The sequence below is a fragment of the Citrobacter sp. RHBSTW-00029 genome, assembly GCF_014104295.1.
GTDB classification, from domain to species: domain Bacteria; phylum Pseudomonadota; class Gammaproteobacteria; order Enterobacterales; family Enterobacteriaceae; genus Citrobacter; species Citrobacter youngae.
Map to the genome: position 1 here is coordinate 3,476,729 of NZ_JABXRT010000001.1, position 15,833 is coordinate 3,492,561.

The following is a 15,833-nucleotide window of genomic DNA, read 5'->3' on the forward strand; positions in this document are numbered from 1 at the left end:
CGGCATGTAAACTATCTCTGTTCGCCCATCAACTCTTTCACCAGCTCCACGCAGCGCAGGAAGCGACCATCGTAGTCCGACTCCTGAACGTGCACAAAATCGATGTTGTTTTCCTGTAACATCTCCACCAGCAGCGTCTGAAACGCTTTTCTGTCAACCGAGCTGCCAAGGCTGCGCAAACCATCTGCCACCCACGGGGTGTTGTTTTCCAGCAGGATCACCAGGTCAAAGCGATACTCGTCAATCAGCGCCTGCACAAACGGGTGTTCACGCCCTTCGTACTTTTTGCAGAAGGCCTGAGTGGTCACAAAGTCAGTGTCGATGAACGCCACTTTATTGGCATATTTCACCGCGAAATCAATGTACTGCGCCTGTCCCAGTGCGATCTTATCGTAGTCCGAGTACTGCAACGCCATCTCATCGCCGCCCAAATGGGAGAAAACGTAATCACGCCCATATTCCCACGCACTGGTGGTGTTAAAGATGTTGGCGAGCTTGTTCACCAGCGTCGATTTACCGCTCGACTCCCCGCCGAGGATCGCCACGGTGCGCACGAAAAACGGCTTCACTTCGGTCGGAATATACTCCCAATAGCGAAACGGGTTCTCACGGATTTGCCCGCCGCTGATGCTCATAAACGTCCGCTTGGGATCCACCAGCACGGTTTCGATCCCCAGATGTTCGAGATACTGCGGGGCATCTGACTCTTCAGAGGTGTAGATCCAGTTTGGCTGGATCCCTTTCTCCTGCATGAACGTTTTTATTCCGTTGCTCCACACGTCCCAACCGTGTGGATACGGCTCCATGCCCTCTTCGTTGAAGGCATGAATACGGATATTTTTCTGATATTTAAAGGTTTGCAGCAGCCAGCGTAGACGATCGGGCACCGTAGGCTGTTGCGACATAGCACTGTCTTCAAACAGGCTACGATCGCGCGTGTCGTCATAGCCCATGATGATATGCAGTTCATCAACCTGACTACAGGCGCGCTGGATAAGATAGATATGGCCGGTATGCAGCGGATAAAACTTACCGAATACCACACCGATATTTTTCTGCTGGCGCGGAAACTCCAGCCCGAGAAAACGGTGCAACGCCTCCAGCTTTTGCGCGCTGGGGCTTTTAATTTTGGCATTCAGAAGCTGGCTCAGATATCCCTTGGTCATGCCACTGGCATCCGCCACCTGTTGCAGGGTACAGCCCTTTTGCTTAATGGCGGTTTTCAGATAATCAAATGACACAAGAGCCTCCTGCTGTAAAAATAAACGTAATACCCAATGCCGTCGGAAAGACGGCGGGTATTTGATTATAGGTCGTCAAACACGCTTAACGCATCTGCAAGCTTCTTAACGCCAAAGACCTGCATCCCTTCCGGCACTTTTTTCGGAACGTTAGCGGCAGGAACAATCGCCCGGCGAAAGCCGTGCTTCGCAGCTTCCGAAATACGCTCCTGCCCGCTGGGTACCGGACGGATTTCGCCTGCCAACCCCACTTCGCCAAAGACCACTAAATCCTGTGGCAGCGGTCTGTCGCGCAGGCTGGAGACCATTGCCAACAGCAGTGCCAGGTCGGCGCTGGTTTCGGTAACCTTTACGCCGCCGACCACGTTGACGAACACGTCCTGATCCGCCATCTGTAAGCCGCCATGACGATGTAACACCGCCAGCAGAATCGCCAAACGGTTTTGTTCCAGACCGACCGCCACGCGACGCGGATTCGCCATCATTGAGTGATCGACCAGCGCCTGAATCTCTACCAACAGTGGGCGCGTGCCTTCCCAAACCACCATCACCGAACTACCGGAAGTGACTTCATCGCCACGGCTTAAGAAGATTGCAGACGGGTTGCTGACTTCGCGCAGCCCCTGCTCGGTCATGGCAAAGACGCCCAGCTCATTCACCGCGCCAAAGCGGTTTTTGTGGCTACGCAGAGTGCGGAAACGAGAATCAGCGTCACCGTCGAGCAACACCGAGCAGTCAATACAGTGCTCCAGCACCTTCGGCCCGGCCAATGAGCCATCTTTGGTGACGTGGCCGACCATCACAATCGCTACGCCGCGCGTTTTGGCAAAACGCGTCAGGTAAGCCGCAGTTTCACGCACCTGCGCCACGCTGCCCGGCGAAGACTGAATGTCCGCCATATGCATCACCTGAATGGAGTCGATCACCATCAGTTTCGGCTGTTCTTCTTCAGCAATCAGGCAAATTTGTTCGATACTGGTTTCCGACAGCATGTTCAGGTTCGCCGTCGGCAGGCCAAGTCGATGCGCGCGCATCGCCACCTGTTGCAGCGACTCTTCGCCAGTGACGTACAGGGTTTTCATCTGCTCAGCGAGCCTGCACAGCGTTTGTAGCAGCAGCGTTGATTTCCCCGCGCCGGGGTTACCGCCAATCAGAATAGCGCTGCCAGGCACCACACCGCCGCCGAGCACGCGGTCAAACTCTTTAAATCCGGTAGAAAAACGCGGCAGTTCCTCAAGGCTGATGTCAGAAAGCTTCTGCACTTTTGCGACGCCCGCATTTCCGGCGTAGCCGCTGAGTCGCTCGTTGCGCGCCACCGTTGGCGACGCGGCAAGGCGCACCTCGGTTATGGTGTTCCAGGCCTGACAGGCGCTGCATTGCCCCTGCCAGCGCGGGTAATCGGCCCCGCATTCATTACAAACAAAGGCGCGTTTAGGAGCTTTTGCCACGTTTTACCTCATTATTTCTGATTCATGCTGCCAGAGAGAATGCAGAACACGCCCATCAGGTCAGCGTGACGGATAGTAATCTCCGTCTTTTCATTCACTTTGGGTTTCGCATGATACGCAATGCCCAGCCCGGCCGTTTTGATCATCGGCAGATCGTTGGCACCGTCGCCGATCGCCACCGTCTGCGCCATCGGGATCTCATATTCTTGCGCCAGGCGGGTCAGAGTACTGGCTTTGTACTGCGCATCGACAATATCGCCGATCACGTTGCCAGTGAATTTACCGTCCATGATCTCCAGCTCATTCGCCACAGCTGCCGTCAGGCGCAGCTTGTTACGCAGATAATCGGCAAAGAAAGTAAACCCGCCGGAAGCGATAGCCACTTTCCAGCCAAGCGTTTCCAGTTTTAACACCAGTTGCGTCAGGCCTGGCATTAGCGGCAATGTTTCGCGCACCTGGTGCAGAATATTGGCATCAGCACCCTTGAGCGTCGCCACGCGGCTGCGCAGGCTGGCGGTAAAATCCAGCTCGCCGCGCATCGCGCGTTCGGTGACTTCGGCAACCATTTCGCCGGTCCCGGCCAGTTTGGCAATTTCATCAATGCATTCGATCTGGATAGCCGTTGAATCCATGTCCATCACCAGTAAACCCGGCGTGCGCAGATGCGGAATTTTACCTAATGGGGCAACATCCAGTTTGGCGTCATGCGCCAGTTTTGTCGCTCTCGGCGTTAACGAGCCCGCGAGGCGAATCACCTGATAATCCTCAACGCACCAGGCGGCTACGATCACCATCGCCGCACCCAGTTTGCTCTGGTATTGCGTTAAACGTTGTTTATCCAGCCCACGACCATACAGCAGCCAGCCACTGCGGCCCGCGTGGTAATCCAGCGGCATGACTTCATCACCGCTTAAAGAAAGGGGCAGACCTGGCCACAGAGAGACATCTTCAGGTAGATCGCACCAGGTAATGTTAGGCATTAAAGCTCCTGTAAAATCGTTCGGGTCGGAATCATCCAGCGGAAAATAACGCATGAGGCTACCCTGTAACCAGCGCTTCTGGCAACATTAAGCCTCAAATTTTCAGCAGGTGGAATATGGCTCGCGCAAAACTGAAATTCCGACTTCATCGTGCAGTGATTGTATTGTTCTGTCTCGCGTTGCTTGTCGCCCTGATGCAGGGTGCATCCTGGTTTAGTCAAAGCCACCAGCAGCAACGTAATCCGCAGTTGGAAGAACTGGCGCGTACACTGGCCCGCCAGGTCACCTTAAACATCGCGCCGCTGATGCGCACCGAAACACCGGATGAAAAGCGCATCAAAGCCGTACTCACGCAGTTAACGGAAAGTAGCCGTATTCTGGATGCGGGCGTGTACGATGAACAGGGCGATCTGATTACCCGCACTGGTGAGAGTGTCGATGTCCGTGACCGGCTGGCGCTCGATGGCAAAAAAGCCGGGGGCTATTTTAATCAGCAAATCGTTGAGCCCATTCAGGGGAGAAACGGCCCGCTGGGTTATCTGCGCCTGACACTCGACACCCACACGCTTGCCACCGAAGCGAAGCAGGTAGACAACACCACCAACATCTTACGCCTGATGCTGCTTCTGTCACTGGCTATTGGTGTAGTCCTCACACGTACATTATTGCAAGGCAAGCGTACCCGCTGGCAGCAATCCCCTTTCCTGCTGACCGCCAACAAACCGGTGCAGGAAGAAGACAACGAGAAAAAAGAGTAATTCAAAGAAAGGAAATCGACCATGACCACACTACGCCTGCTTATCTCAGACTCTTACGATCCGTGGTTTAACCTGGCGGTTGAAGAGTGCATTTTTCGCCAGATGCCCGCCACGCAGCGCGTCCTGTTCTTGTGGCGTAACGCCGATACGGTGGTGATTGGCCGGGCGCAAAACCCGTGGAAAGAGTGTAATACCCGCCGGATGGAGGAAGACAACGTGCGGCTCGCCCGTCGCAGCAGCGGCGGCGGCGCGGTGTTCCATGACTTGGGTAATACCTGCTTTACCTTTATGGCTGGTAAACCGGAATACGACAAAACCATCTCCACGGCAATAGTCCTCAATGCGCTGAATACGCTGGGCGTAGAAGCTGATGCCTCCGGGCGTAACGATCTGGTGGTGAAAACGCCGGATGGCGATCGTAAAGTCTCTGGTTCTGCTTATCGTGAAACGAAAGACCGCGGATTCCACCACGGCACGCTATTGCTGAATGCCGATCTCAGCCGCCTGGCAAACTATCTCAATCCCGATAAAAAGAAACTTGCCGCTAAAGGCATCACTTCGGTTCGCTCGCGCGTGGCGAATTTGACCGAGCTGTTACCGGGCATCACTCATCAACAGGTCTGTCAGGCCATCACGGAAGCCTTTTTAGCCCACTACGGCGAACGCGTAGAAGCCGAGGTAATCTCCCCGGACAAAGCGCCGGATCTGCCGAACTTTGCCGAAACCTTTGCCCGCCAGAGCAGTTGGGAGTGGAACTTTGGTCAGGCGCCGGCCTTCTCGCACCTGTTGGATGAGCGTTTCACCTGGGGCGGCGTTGAGCTGCATTTCGACGTTGAAAAAGGCGTGATTACCCGCACCCAGGTCTACACCGATAGCCTCAATCCCGCGCCGCTGGAAGCGCTGGCGGGTCGTCTGCAAGGATGCTTGTATCGTGCGGATATGCTGCAACAAGAGTGCGAGGCGCTTCTGGTTGATTTCCCGGAGCAAGAAAAAGAGTTACGCGAGCTGTCGGCATGGATTGCCGGAGCGGTGCGTTAAGCACTGGCCTGAAATTGCCGGATGGCGGCTGCGCCTTATCCGGCCTACATACTGCTGTAGGCCCGGTAAGCATAGCGCCACCGGGCACAAACAACTTACTCTTTATCGCCCAGCAGAACGGATTCCAGTGCGATTTTGATCATGTCGTTGAAGGTCGTCTGACGTTCAGCGGCAGTGGTCTGCTCGTGAGTACGGATATGGTCGGATACAGTGCAGATGGTCAGCGCTTTCGCACCAAATTCAGCCGCAACGCCGTAGATGCCCGCCGCTTCCATTTCCACGCCCAGCACGCCGTATTTTTCCATCACGTCGAACATTTCGCCGTCCGGAGAGTAGAACAGATCAGCGGAGAACAGGTTACCCACGCGCGCGTCTACGCCCAGCGCTTTTGCTGCATCAACGGCGTTACGCACCATGTCGAAGTCAGCGATAGCAGCGAAATCATGATCTTTAAAGCGGATACGGTTAACTTTGGAGTCGGTGCAAGCCCCCATACCGATAACCACGTCACGCAGTTTAACGTCCATACGCACAGCGCCGCAGGAGCCTACGCGAATGATTTTCTTCACGCCGAAATCGGTGATCAGCTCTTTGGTATAGATGGAGCAGGACGGGATACCCATACCGTGGCCCATTACGGAAATCTTACGGCCTTTGTAGGTACCGGTGAAGCCTAACATGCCGCGAACGTTGTTCACTTCACGAACATCTTCGAGGAAAGTTTCAGCAATATGTTTCGCACGCAGCGGGTCGCCCGGCATCAATACGACGTCAGCGAAATCACCCATTTCTGCATTAATATGTGGAGTTGCCATTTTTTATCCTTATTTCGTTGTTATTGCCTGATGGCGGCTACGCCTATCAGGCCTACAAAACGTATGCAAAACAGTGAAATACCCTAAGGATTTCGCGTTGTAGGAAGGCGACGAATTCGTGAATCCCCGGGAGCATAGATTAACTATGTGACCGGGGTGAGCGAATGAAGTCAACGCATCTACAGCGCGAAAGACAACGGGTATTACAGCATGTTTTTACCGTAGTCCATCGGCGACGTACCAAAGTAGCTCGCCAGCGTCTGGCCGATATCCGCGAAGGTTTCACGGTGACCTAAAGAACCTGGTTTCACTTTCGGGCCGTAAACCAGTACCGGAATGTGTTCACGGGTGTGGTCAGTCCCGGTCCAGCTCGGGTCGCAGCCGTGGTCAGCGGTCAGGATCAGAATGTCATCTTCCCCCACCAGCTCCATCAGCTCAGGCAGACGGCGGTCGAACAGTTCCAGACCTGCGGCATAACCGGCGATATCGCGACGGTGACCCCAGGAAGAGTCGAAATCAACGAAGTTGGTGAAGACGATGGTCTTATCACCGGCTTCTTTCATCTCTTTGATGGTGGCGTCAAACAGCGCGTCCAGACCGGTGGCTTTCACTTTTTTGGTGATGCCGCAGTTCGCATAGATATCCGCGATTTTACCCACGGAAACCACGTGGCCGTCTTTCTCGTCGACCAGTTTCTGCAGCACGGTCGGTGCTGGCGGCTCAACGGCCAGATCGTGACGGTTACCGGTACGCTGGAAGTTACCGGCTTTATCACCGATAAACGGACGCGCGATAACACGACCGATGTTGTAACCACCTTCGGTCAGTTCCTCACGAGCGATTTCGCACAGTTCGTAGAGTTTATCCAGGCCAAAAGTCTCTTCGTGACAGGCAATCTGGAACACGGAGTCAGCGGAGGTATAGAAAATCGGCTTGCCGGTTTTCATATGCTCTTCACCCAACTGATCCAGAATCACGGTACCGGAAGAGTGGCAGTTACCGAGGTAGCCCGGCAGGTTGGCACGTTTTACCAGTTTATCCAGCAGTTCCTGCGGGAAGCTGTTTTCATGATCGGAGAAGTAACCCCAGTCAAACAGAACCGGTACACCGGCGATTTCCCAGTGGCCAGACGGTGTGTCTTTCCCGGAAGAGAGTTCATGCGCCCAGGCGTAAGCACCAATCACTTCCGCATTACCGTCCATGCCGGCAGCAATTTTACCAGTAGAACCTTCGTGAGCTTTCACCAGGCCCAGACGGGTCAGGTTAGGCAGATTCAGTGGGCCTTTGCGACCATTGTCAGCTTCACCTTTCGCACAGGCTTCTGCAATGTGTCCCATAGTGTCTGAGCCTACGTCGCCAAAGCGATCCGCATCTTCAGTCGCACCAATACCAAAGGAGTCCAGCACCATAATAAATGCACGTTTCATCTTGTTCTCCATTACCCGTCATACTTCAAGTTGTCGATGCGTTGACTTCACTCATTCACCCCAGTCACGTACTGATGTACGCTCCCGGGGATTCACTCGTTTGTCGCCTTTCTACAACTCGAATTATTTAGGGCATCTATCTTGCGCCGCAAAAAAGCGATCAGATCAGTATACAGTTATTCGGTTATACGACGATAGACTGTCGGTGTAATTTCTGGCGCTTTATCGTCAAGGCTAATTGCCGCTTTGACCGCTTTCGCCGCTTCCTGCCAGCTGGCTTCGTCTTTGGCGTGGATCACCGCCAGCGGACGCTGTCCGTCTACGCTGTCGCCCAGACGCGCCATGTCGTTAAAGCCAACGCTGTAATCAATGGTGTCCGAGGCCTGACGACGACCGCCGCCCATGGAAACGACCGCCATCCCCAGCGCACGGGTATCCATCGCGCTGACAAAACCTTCGGTATCAGCATATACCGCTTTGCTGAGCATTGCCGTCGGCAGGTACTTCGCATAATTTTCGACGAAATCGGTCGGGCCTTTCTGCGCCGCAACCATGCGACCAAAAATCTCTGCCGCTTTACCGTTATCCAGCACCGCCTGCAATTTCGCACGGGCTTCGGCGTCATCTTTCGCCAGCTTGCCGGAGATCAGCATTTCCACGCACAGCGCCATAGTGACGTCTAACAGACGCGGATTGCGGTATTCACCGGTCAGGAACTGCACAGCCTCGCGAACTTCTACCGCGTTACCTGCGCTGGAGGCCAACACCTGGTTCATATCAGTTAACAGCGCGGTGGTACGTACACCCGCACCGTTTGCCACGCCGACAATCGCTTCAGCAAGGGCTTCAGAGAGCTCGTAGGTCGGCATAAAGGCACCGCTGCCCACTTTCACATCCATCACCAACGCATCCAGCCCTTCCGCCAGTTTTTTCGCCAGAATGGAACCGGTAATCAGCGGGATGGAATCCACCGTCGCGGTAATATCGCGGGTGGCATAAAAACGTTTATCCGCCGGTGCGAGCGAGCTGGTTTGCCCAATAATCGCCACACCCACGTCTTTAATAATTTCACGGAAACGGGCGTCGTCCGGGAAGATGTCAAATCCTGGAATAGCTTCCAGTTTATCGAGCGTACCGCCGGTATGCCCCAGGCCACGCCCGGAGATCATCGGAATATAGCCGCCGCACGCAGCAACCATCGGGCCTAACATCAGTGACGTTACGTCACCTACGCCGCCGGTAGAGTGTTTATCCACAATCGGGCCGTTCAACTGCAGGCTTTTCCAGTCCAGCACGGTTCCTGAATCACGCATTGCCATGGTCAGCGAAACACGCTCAGGCATTGTCATATCGTGGAAAAAAATGGTCATCGCCAGGGCGGCGATTTGCCCTTCAGAGATGGTGTTGTCGCGAATACCATTGATAAAGAAGCGAATTTCTTCATCGCTCAGCGCATGACCATCACGTTTTTTACGAATAATTTCTTGTGCGAGAAACACGGTAACCCCCGATTAATCAGGTTAAATGCTGCGGAAAACCCACTGCAATGAATGATTACTCTTAATAATCCAAGCCGTTGTAGGCCGGGTAAGCAACGCGCACCCGGCAGTCGTACTGATGCCGGATGGCGGCTGCGCCTTATCCGGCCTACGGGCTTAGTAGCTGCTTGCGCTCTTGCCGTCGCCGTGACCCAGCGCTTTCAGCAAGCTAGCCAGCAGGCTGGATGCGCCAAAACGGTAGTGACGAGAATCAGCCCAGTCAGCGCCAAACAGTTCATCGGCAATCGCCAGGAACTGCTGTGCATCTTCTGCAGTACGCACGCCGCCAGCCGGTTTGAAACCTACAGTTTTAGAAACACCCATGTCGCGGATCACTTCCATCATGATGCGTGCGCTTTCCGGCGTCGCATTGACCGGCACTTTACCGGTAGAAGTTTTGATGAAATCAGCACCGGCTTTGATGGAGATTTCAGACGCTTTGCGAATCAGTGCTTCTTCTTTCAGCTCACCGGTTTCGATGATCACTTTCAGCAGCACGTTTGCCGCCGCACACGCGTCTTTGCAAGCTTTAACCAGATCAAAACCAATCTGCTCGTTACCGGCGATCAGCGCACGGTACGGGAACACCACGTCAACTTCATCGGCACCGTAGGCGATCGCCGCGCGAGTTTCCGCCAACGCAATCTCGATGTCGTCGTTGCCGTGCGGGAAGTTGGTGACGGTTGCAATGCGGATGTCCGGCGTACCCTGCTCTTTCAGAGTCTTACGCGCAATAGGGATGAAACGCGGATAGATACAGATTGCGGCAGTGTTGCCAACCGGGGTCTTCGCCTGATGACACAGCGCGATCACTTTTTCATTGGTGTCGTCGTCATTCAGGGTGGTCAGGTCCATCAGTTTCAGTGCACGCAGGCTGCTTGCTGTTAAATCGGTCATAACATTCTCCAACGGCATCGCCGTATAAAATTTCACCTTGCGAGTTTGTTAGTATTCTAACATCCGCTCGCTATTACACTTCGATATACATCACAGTTAATGAAAACCACATACAGATTTGCATTACTCTAATGAGATCTACTTCAAATAAATTACCTTTTCTAAAGGGATGCGGTGGCATCAGGCGCATCCGGATCAAAGGTTGTGGCGGCGTTGCTTTCTACAATGGCGTTACACCTTCGGGATAAAAAGGAATCAACGATGCCCACGTCAAGCGAACTCGCGCTGCAACAGCGTTGCCAACAAATCGTGACCAGTCCGGTGCTCAGCCCTGAGCAGAAACGCCACTTTCTGGCGCTGGAAGCTGAAAACGCGCTGCCTTATCCGCAACTACCTGCACAGGCACGTCAGGCGCTGGATGATGGGGTAATCTGCGATATGTACGAAGGTCATGCCCCGTTCAAACCGCGCTACGTTTTACCCGATTACGCGCGTTTTCTGGCCAATGGTTCATCGTGGCTGGAGCTGGAAGGCGCAAGCGATCTTGATGATGCGTTATCCTTACTCACCATCCTGTACCACCACGTTCCGTCCGTGACGTCGATGCCGGTTTATCTCGGCCAGCTCGATGCTCTGCTGCAACCGCATGTTAGAATTCTAACACAAGATGAGATCGATATTCGAATAAAACGTTTCTGGCGTTATCTCGACCGTACCCTGCCAGATGCCTTTATGCATGCCAACATTGGCCCCGCCGACACGCCGATTACACGCGCAATTTTACGCGCAGATGCAGAGTTAAAGCAGGTTTCACCTAATCTTACCTTTATTTATGATCCGCAAATTACCCCTGACGATCTGCTGCTCAACGTGGCGCAAAATATTTGCGAATGCAGTAAACCGCACATTTCTAACGGCCCTGAAAATGATAAAATTTTCACAAAAGGCCACTACGGCGTCGTCAGCTGTTACAACTCTTTGCCGCTCGCCGGGGGTGGTAGCACGCTGGTCAGGCTCAATCTGAAAGCCATCGCAGAGCGCAGCACCTCTGTCGATGACTTCTTTACGCGCACCCTACCGCATTACTGCCAGCAGCAAATCGCCATCATTGATGCACGATGTGAATTCCTCTATGAAAAATCACATTTCTTTGAGAATAGCTTCCTGGTGCAGGAAGGGTTGATTGATCCCAAACGTTTTGTGCCTATGTTCGGGATGTATGGTCTGGCGGAGGCGGTAAATCTGCTGTGTGAAAAAGCAGGGCAATGCGCGCGTTACGGGAAAGATGCGTTTGCCAATCAGCTAGGCTACCGCATTAGCGCCCAACTGGCGGAATTTGTAGAAAGCACGCCGGTGAAATATGGCTGGAATCAACGCGCGATGCTGCATGCGCAGTCGGGGATCAGTTCTGACATCGGCACCACGCCGGGCGCTCGCCTGCCTTATGGTGATGAACCGGACCCGATCACCCACCTGCAGACCGTTGCGCCGCATCACGCGTATTATCACGCCGGTATCAGCGACATTCTCACGCTGGATGAAACCATCAAGCGTAATCCTCAGGCGCTGGTGCAATTGTGCCTCGGCGCATTTAAAGCCGGGATGCGTGAATTTACCGCTAACGTTAGCGGTAACGATCTGGTCCGCGTCACCGGTTATATGGTGCGCCTGTCGGATCTGGAAAAATATCGTGCCGCAGGTTCTCGCACCAACACCACCTGGCTTGGCGAAGAAGCCGCGCGTAATACGCGCATTCTGGAACGACAACCTCGCGTGATTAGCCATGAACAGCAGATGCGCTTCGGTAAGTAAGCTGATTCCCTTCTCCTGCGTCGACGGGCCGGGGAGTCGCCTGGCCCTGTTCCTGCAGGGATGCAATTTGCGCTGTAAGAATTGCCACAACCCGTGGACGATGGGACGCTGCAATGACTGCGGGGAGTGTGTACTGCATTGCCCACATGAAGCGTTAAGTCTGAGCGCGGGAAAAGTATGGTGGCAATCTGATATTTGCCAGCAATGCGACACCTGCCTGCACATGTGCCCCCAGCAGGCTACGCCGATGGCGCAGACCATGAGCATTGATGAGGTACTGCAGCATGTTCGCAAAGCCTCGCCGTTTATTGAAGGAATAACGGTCAGCGGCGGCGAAGCAACGACCCAGCTACCGTTTATTGTGGCGCTGTTTAGCACGATCAAAACCGATCCGCAGTTGCAACACCTGACCTGCATGGTAGACAGCAACGGCATGCTGAGCGAAACCGGCTGGCAAAAGCTGTTGCCGGTGTGCGACGGCGTAATGCTGGATTTAAAAGCCTGGGATAGCGCATGTCATCGTCAGTTGACAGGGCGCGATAACACGCTGATTAAACAAAGTATTACCTTTCTGTCCGGGCAAGGGAAACTTGCGGAACTGCGCCTACTGGTTATCCCTGGTCAGGTGGATTATCTCCAGCATATCGATGCGCTGGCGGCGTTTATCAAGCGTTCAGGTGATGTACCGGTGCGGCTGAATGCCTTTCATGCGCACGGGGTATACGGCGAAGCAAAAGACTGGCCGAGCGCCACGCCGGAGGATGTGGAGCACCTGGCGCAAAGATTGCGCGAGCGCGGGGTGGATAATTTGATCTTCCCGGCTTTGTATCTGTGAAATGCCGGATGAGATGCGAAAGCGCCGCATCCGGAAATCAAAAATCAAACAACGCCGTCGTATTCCGATACAGCGCGTCAGCAATCACGTCCGCAGGTTCCGGGCGCAGCTCGCATAAGACGTCAAACACTCTGACTACCTGCTCCGGGCGGTTGGGCTGGCCCTGAAATCCGTTGAGCGGCATATCCGGCGCATCGGTTTCCAGCAGCAGTGACTCCAGCGGCAATCGCGCCATTACCTCGCGGGTTTTGCTGGCGCGTGGATAAGTAATGGTGCCGCCCACGCCAATTTTGTAGCCCAGTTGCACAAAGCGTTCAGCCTGCTGAAAACTCCCGGAAAATCCATGCACCACGCCGGTTCGCGGCAAAGCATGGCGTTTCAGGTGCATAGCCAGCTTGTCATGGGTACGTCGTGAATGCAGGATCACTGGCAGTTCGTAACGCTTCGCCAGCTTCAGTTGCGCCTCCAGAATCCACTCTTGCTGGTCAAATTGCGGATCGTCCCGGTACAGATCCAATCCAATCTCACCTACTGCCACCAGCTTTTGTGGACGCTTATCCAGCGCCTGCTGCAGTTGGTCCAGGCAGTCATCGCTGTGGTGTTCAATCACAATGGGATGCAGGCCCAGCGCGGCAAACAGCGGGGGGTAATTATCCGCTAACGCCAGCACGCGGGAAAAGTTCGCCGCCTCGGTAGCCGGGACGATAATACTGCCCACACCGGCTTCACAGGCGCGCTGCAGGCTGGCGGATTCGTCGCCAGTAAACGGAGGGAAATCAAAGTGACAATGCGTATCGATAAAGCGAAAACTCACGCCAAATCCTCATTATCAAACGTGGTGTCGTTAGCCTGGGGCGCGCTGCTTGCAACGGACGCATGGGCATCGTTGGCAACGGGTGCAGGTGGAACCACCACCGGTCCCGGCACCACAATCTTCGGCGTCTGACGAGGCAGCGGCGCGTTTTTCGCCAGCAGTTTACCAATCGTTGCCAAAAAATAGCGCCCGCACAGGCGTCCGGTTTTGTAGTCTTCACGCAATGCCGGAATACGGCTCCCCAGTGCCATACTATGGAGTGGCTTTGGTGGGTAGATCTCAAAGATACGCAGCTTGCCCGGCGGTTTCTCAATAAAGCGCTGAATAGCGCGGTAGCTGGCTTCATGATGTTGAACCAGATTCACCAGCGGCTGCAGACTGCTCTCCCCCAGCCAGCGTTCCATACGCTTGAACCACTGCGGGGTGTAGTACATTTGCGAAGGCACCGTGCGGATAACCACCAGCGTTTTTGCACCCTGCTTCGCCGCTTCCTGCACGGGAATGGCGTCACTGACGCCACCATCCAGATAGTTCACGCCATCCAGCGCAACCCCTGTGCGGTAGAATCCGGGAATCGCGCTGGATGCACGAATGAGATCCAGCCAATTGTGCCGGTTCGGCGAAAAATAGCCCGGTGTGTAGTCATCTCCCCGGCAGGCGCACATATAAAACGCTTTACCTGCCTCAAACAGGCGCTCGGCGTTATCCATTGCCAGCGGCATTTGGGACGAGGTCGAATCCACCAGCCAGTCGAGGTCGATTAAGTTTCCCCCGCGCACAAAGCGCACCGGGTCAAAAAACTCACGTCGGGTAGTGTAACGCATGATGACTTTACGACCGTAACCGGGCTGGTTACAGAGATAAGCTGAAAGGTTTTGCGCGCCAGCGGACGTCCCGTAGAAGAGATCAAAGGGATTGAACTGTGCGCGCATGAATTCATCCAGTACGCCTGCAGTGAAGATGCCTCTTTGTCCCCCGCCCTCGCACACCAGCGCCATACTGCCTGGTTGAAACGGACGTAACGATAACGGCGCGATATTACCGAGCGTGACGGGTATTCTCTGCCCCACCTCTGCCTTCCTGTTGTTTTTGTAATAGGACAACAAAGTAACGCAAATTGCCTGCTGCTAAAACCGTAAAAGCCAGTCCGCTGGACTGGCTCAGTAGCAAGTTATCTTTACGGTTTACGTACTAGGGTCGTTTACGCCCGGTAAACAGGCTGACCAGGAACAGAATGATACCCACCACAAAAACAATTTTTGCAGCACCTGCAGCGGTACCCGCCAGTCCACCAAAACCCAGTGCAGCGGCAATTAACGCGATAACCAGAAATATGATGCCCCATCGAAACATATGCTTCTCCTTTACCATAGTTAATTTCACCGCTTGATATGAGCGCTCAGGCTACCCATCTGCGATATTTTCAGTGTGGTGCACAATACGCCTCCCGACAAACGTCAGGAGGGCGAATTAAGTCTAATTACTGAGTTTTGAGATCGTTTTTGACGCTTTTCACGCCATCAATCGCTTTGGCGATGCTCTCAGCGCGATCGCTTTGAGCCTGTGAATCGACAGTGCCTGAAAGTTGCACAACGCCATCGGTGGTCTCAACTTTCACCTTGCGGGAAGGGACAATGTCATCGGCCAGCAGCTTAGCTTTCACTTCGCTGGTGATGGCCGTATCACCGGCATAGCCTTTTACGGAGGTATTTTTGCTGTCACGCACGTGCAGTTTGTCGCTAACGGAGGTTACACCCTCAACGCCTTTCGCCACTTTAACCGCTTCTTCGGCCTGCGCCTGGCTTTCAACAAAGCCGCTTAGCGTTACTACCTTCTGATCGGTCTTGACGGAAATATCGGTGCTCTTAATGCTTTCGTGGTCCACCAGCGCGGCTTTTACTTTGGCGGTGAGGGTGCTGTCATCCATGAAATTACCGACTTTGTTCATAGAGCTATCGACTTTCTGCCCCGCACTTTCGAGCCCGGATTGCGCTTTATCCATTGTGGCGTTTTCTGCATAAGCAGAACCCGTTGCAACAGCGGAAGTCAGCATCACGGCCAGTAGCGTTTTAGAAATCTTAAGTCCTGTCATTGTCATCGATGTATTCCTGTTTGTTGTACTTATAGCGATGTTCTGCCGCTTAGCGGTCAGAACCAGCAACTAATCTCGTGACTGAAATAAATATCAGCTAAAGGGGCTGCGAAATGCTTAATGAAGAGCATTAAAAGC

15 protein-coding genes are annotated in these 15,833 nt (G+C 54.0%); 4 read left to right on the forward strand and 11 right to left on the reverse strand.

The window, feature by feature from the left end:
- Positions 1–11 precede the first annotated feature (11 nt).
- From nadR to serB, 3 genes are all read right to left on the reverse strand, one after another.
- Positions 12–1,241: a multifunctional transcriptional regulator/nicotinamide-nucleotide adenylyltransferase/ribosylnicotinamide kinase NadR gene (gene nadR, locus HV041_RS16880; RefSeq protein WP_121585456.1), complete on the reverse strand. Its 1,230-nt coding sequence runs from the start codon at positions 1,239–1,241 to the stop codon at positions 12–14.
- Between the two features lie 65 nt (positions 1,242–1,306).
- Entirely contained in the window at positions 1,307–2,689 is a 1,383-nt protein-coding gene (radA, locus tag HV041_RS16885) for a DNA repair protein RadA (protein WP_001728171.1), read from the reverse strand.
- Positions 2,690–2,700: 11 nt separating this feature from the next.
- Positions 2,701–3,669 carry a phosphoserine phosphatase gene (serB, locus tag HV041_RS16890; protein WP_101741335.1) on the reverse strand — a complete coding sequence of 323 codons (969 nt, stop codon included), beginning with the start codon at positions 3,667–3,669 and terminating at the stop codon, positions 2,701–2,703.
- Between the two features lie 116 nt (positions 3,670–3,785).
- Here serB and HV041_RS16895 point away from each other — a divergent pair, with 116 nt between their 5' ends.
- Positions 3,786–4,427 (forward strand): YtjB family periplasmic protein, encoded by a 642-nt coding sequence (locus HV041_RS16895; protein WP_048212768.1) that lies wholly within the window; start codon positions 3,786–3,788, stop codon positions 4,425–4,427.
- A gap of 21 nt (positions 4,428–4,448) precedes the next feature.
- The gene (gene lplA / locus HV041_RS16900; RefSeq protein ID WP_153070222.1) at positions 4,449–5,465 is read left to right on the forward strand and encodes a lipoate--protein ligase LplA; all 1,017 of its coding nucleotides are present in this window, start codon (positions 4,449–4,451) and stop codon (positions 5,463–5,465) included.
- 95 nt (positions 5,466–5,560) lie between these two features.
- Here the strand turns inward: lplA and deoD are convergent, their stop codons facing one another.
- From deoD to deoC, 4 genes are all read right to left on the reverse strand, one after another.
- Positions 5,561–6,280, reverse strand: coding sequence for a purine-nucleoside phosphorylase (deoD, locus tag HV041_RS16905; protein WP_000224864.1), 720 nt, complete (start codon positions 6,278–6,280; stop codon positions 5,561–5,563).
- A gap of 203 nt (positions 6,281–6,483) precedes the next feature.
- Positions 6,484–7,707, reverse strand: a complete 1,224-nt coding sequence (gene deoB / locus HV041_RS16910; RefSeq protein WP_003019037.1) for a phosphopentomutase — start codon at positions 7,705–7,707, stop codon at positions 6,484–6,486.
- 176 nt (positions 7,708–7,883) lie between these two features.
- Positions 7,884–9,206 carry a thymidine phosphorylase gene (gene deoA / locus HV041_RS16915; protein ID WP_121585455.1) on the reverse strand — a complete coding sequence of 441 codons (1,323 nt, stop codon included), beginning with the start codon at positions 9,204–9,206 and terminating at the stop codon, positions 7,884–7,886.
- A 156-nt stretch (positions 9,207–9,362) separates the two neighbouring features.
- Positions 9,363–10,142: a deoxyribose-phosphate aldolase gene (gene deoC / locus HV041_RS16920; protein ID WP_003019042.1), complete on the reverse strand. Its 780-nt coding sequence runs from the start codon at positions 10,140–10,142 to the stop codon at positions 9,363–9,365.
- 261 nt (positions 10,143–10,403) lie between these two features.
- Here deoC and HV041_RS16925 point away from each other — a divergent pair, with 261 nt between their 5' ends.
- Positions 10,404–11,954, forward strand: a complete 1,551-nt coding sequence (locus HV041_RS16925) for a YjjI family glycine radical enzyme (protein ID WP_182294248.1) — start codon at positions 10,404–10,406, stop codon at positions 11,952–11,954.
- On the forward strand, positions 11,926–12,789 hold the full coding sequence (locus HV041_RS16930; RefSeq protein WP_121585453.1) for a YjjW family glycine radical enzyme activase: 864 nt from the start codon (positions 11,926–11,928) through the stop codon (positions 12,787–12,789). The genes HV041_RS16925 and HV041_RS16930 overlap by 29 nt, the downstream gene beginning before the upstream one ends.
- Positions 12,790–12,826: 37 nt before the next feature.
- Here HV041_RS16930 and HV041_RS16935 read toward each other — a convergent pair whose 3' ends face one another.
- From HV041_RS16935 to osmY, 4 genes are all read right to left on the reverse strand, one after another.
- The gene (locus HV041_RS16935; protein ID WP_121585452.1) at positions 12,827–13,603 is read right to left on the reverse strand and encodes a metal-dependent hydrolase; all 777 of its coding nucleotides are present in this window, start codon (positions 13,601–13,603) and stop codon (positions 12,827–12,829) included.
- Positions 13,600–14,673 (reverse strand): patatin family protein, encoded by a 1,074-nt coding sequence (locus HV041_RS16940; protein ID WP_048212774.1) that lies wholly within the window; start codon positions 14,671–14,673, stop codon positions 13,600–13,602. Before HV041_RS16940 ends, HV041_RS16935 begins: the two co-directional genes overlap by 4 nt.
- A 121-nt stretch (positions 14,674–14,794) precedes the next feature.
- Positions 14,795–14,956 carry a DUF1328 family protein gene (locus HV041_RS16945; protein ID WP_003019081.1) on the reverse strand — a complete coding sequence of 54 codons (162 nt, stop codon included), beginning with the start codon at positions 14,954–14,956 and terminating at the stop codon, positions 14,795–14,797.
- A 127-nt stretch (positions 14,957–15,083) separates the two neighbouring features.
- Positions 15,084–15,701 carry a molecular chaperone OsmY gene (gene osmY / locus HV041_RS16950; protein ID WP_048212775.1) on the reverse strand — a complete coding sequence of 206 codons (618 nt, stop codon included), beginning with the start codon at positions 15,699–15,701 and terminating at the stop codon, positions 15,084–15,086.
- Positions 15,702–15,833: the final 132 nt, after the last annotated feature.

Coding starts and splice junctions, on each gene's coding strand:
- deoD (WP_000224864.1), bottom strand. CDS start 6,280: ATGGCAACTCCACATATTAATGCAGAAATGGGTGATTTCGCTGACGTC.
- HV041_RS16945 (WP_003019081.1), bottom strand. CDS start 14,956: ATGTTTCGATGGGGCATCATATTTCTGGTTATCGCGTTAATTGCCGCT.
- HV041_RS16895 (WP_048212768.1), top strand. CDS start 3,786: ATGGCTCGCGCAAAACTGAAATTCCGACTTCATCGTGCAGTGATTGTA.
- serB (WP_101741335.1), bottom strand. CDS start 3,669: ATGCCTAACATTACCTGGTGCGATCTACCTGAAGATGTCTCTCTGTGG.
- osmY (WP_048212775.1), bottom strand. CDS start 15,701: ATGACAATGACAGGACTTAAGATTTCTAAAACGCTACTGGCCGTGATG.
- HV041_RS16930 (WP_121585453.1), top strand. CDS start 11,926: ATGAACAGCAGATGCGCTTCGGTAAGTAAGCTGATTCCCTTCTCCTGC.
- deoC (WP_003019042.1), bottom strand. CDS start 10,142: ATGACCGATTTAACAGCAAGCAGCCTGCGTGCACTGAAACTGATGGAC.
- deoB (WP_003019037.1), bottom strand. CDS start 7,707: ATGAAACGTGCATTTATTATGGTGCTGGACTCCTTTGGTATTGGTGCG.
- HV041_RS16925 (WP_182294248.1), top strand. CDS start 10,404: ATGCCCACGTCAAGCGAACTCGCGCTGCAACAGCGTTGCCAACAAATC.
- lplA (WP_153070222.1), top strand. CDS start 4,449: ATGACCACACTACGCCTGCTTATCTCAGACTCTTACGATCCGTGGTTT.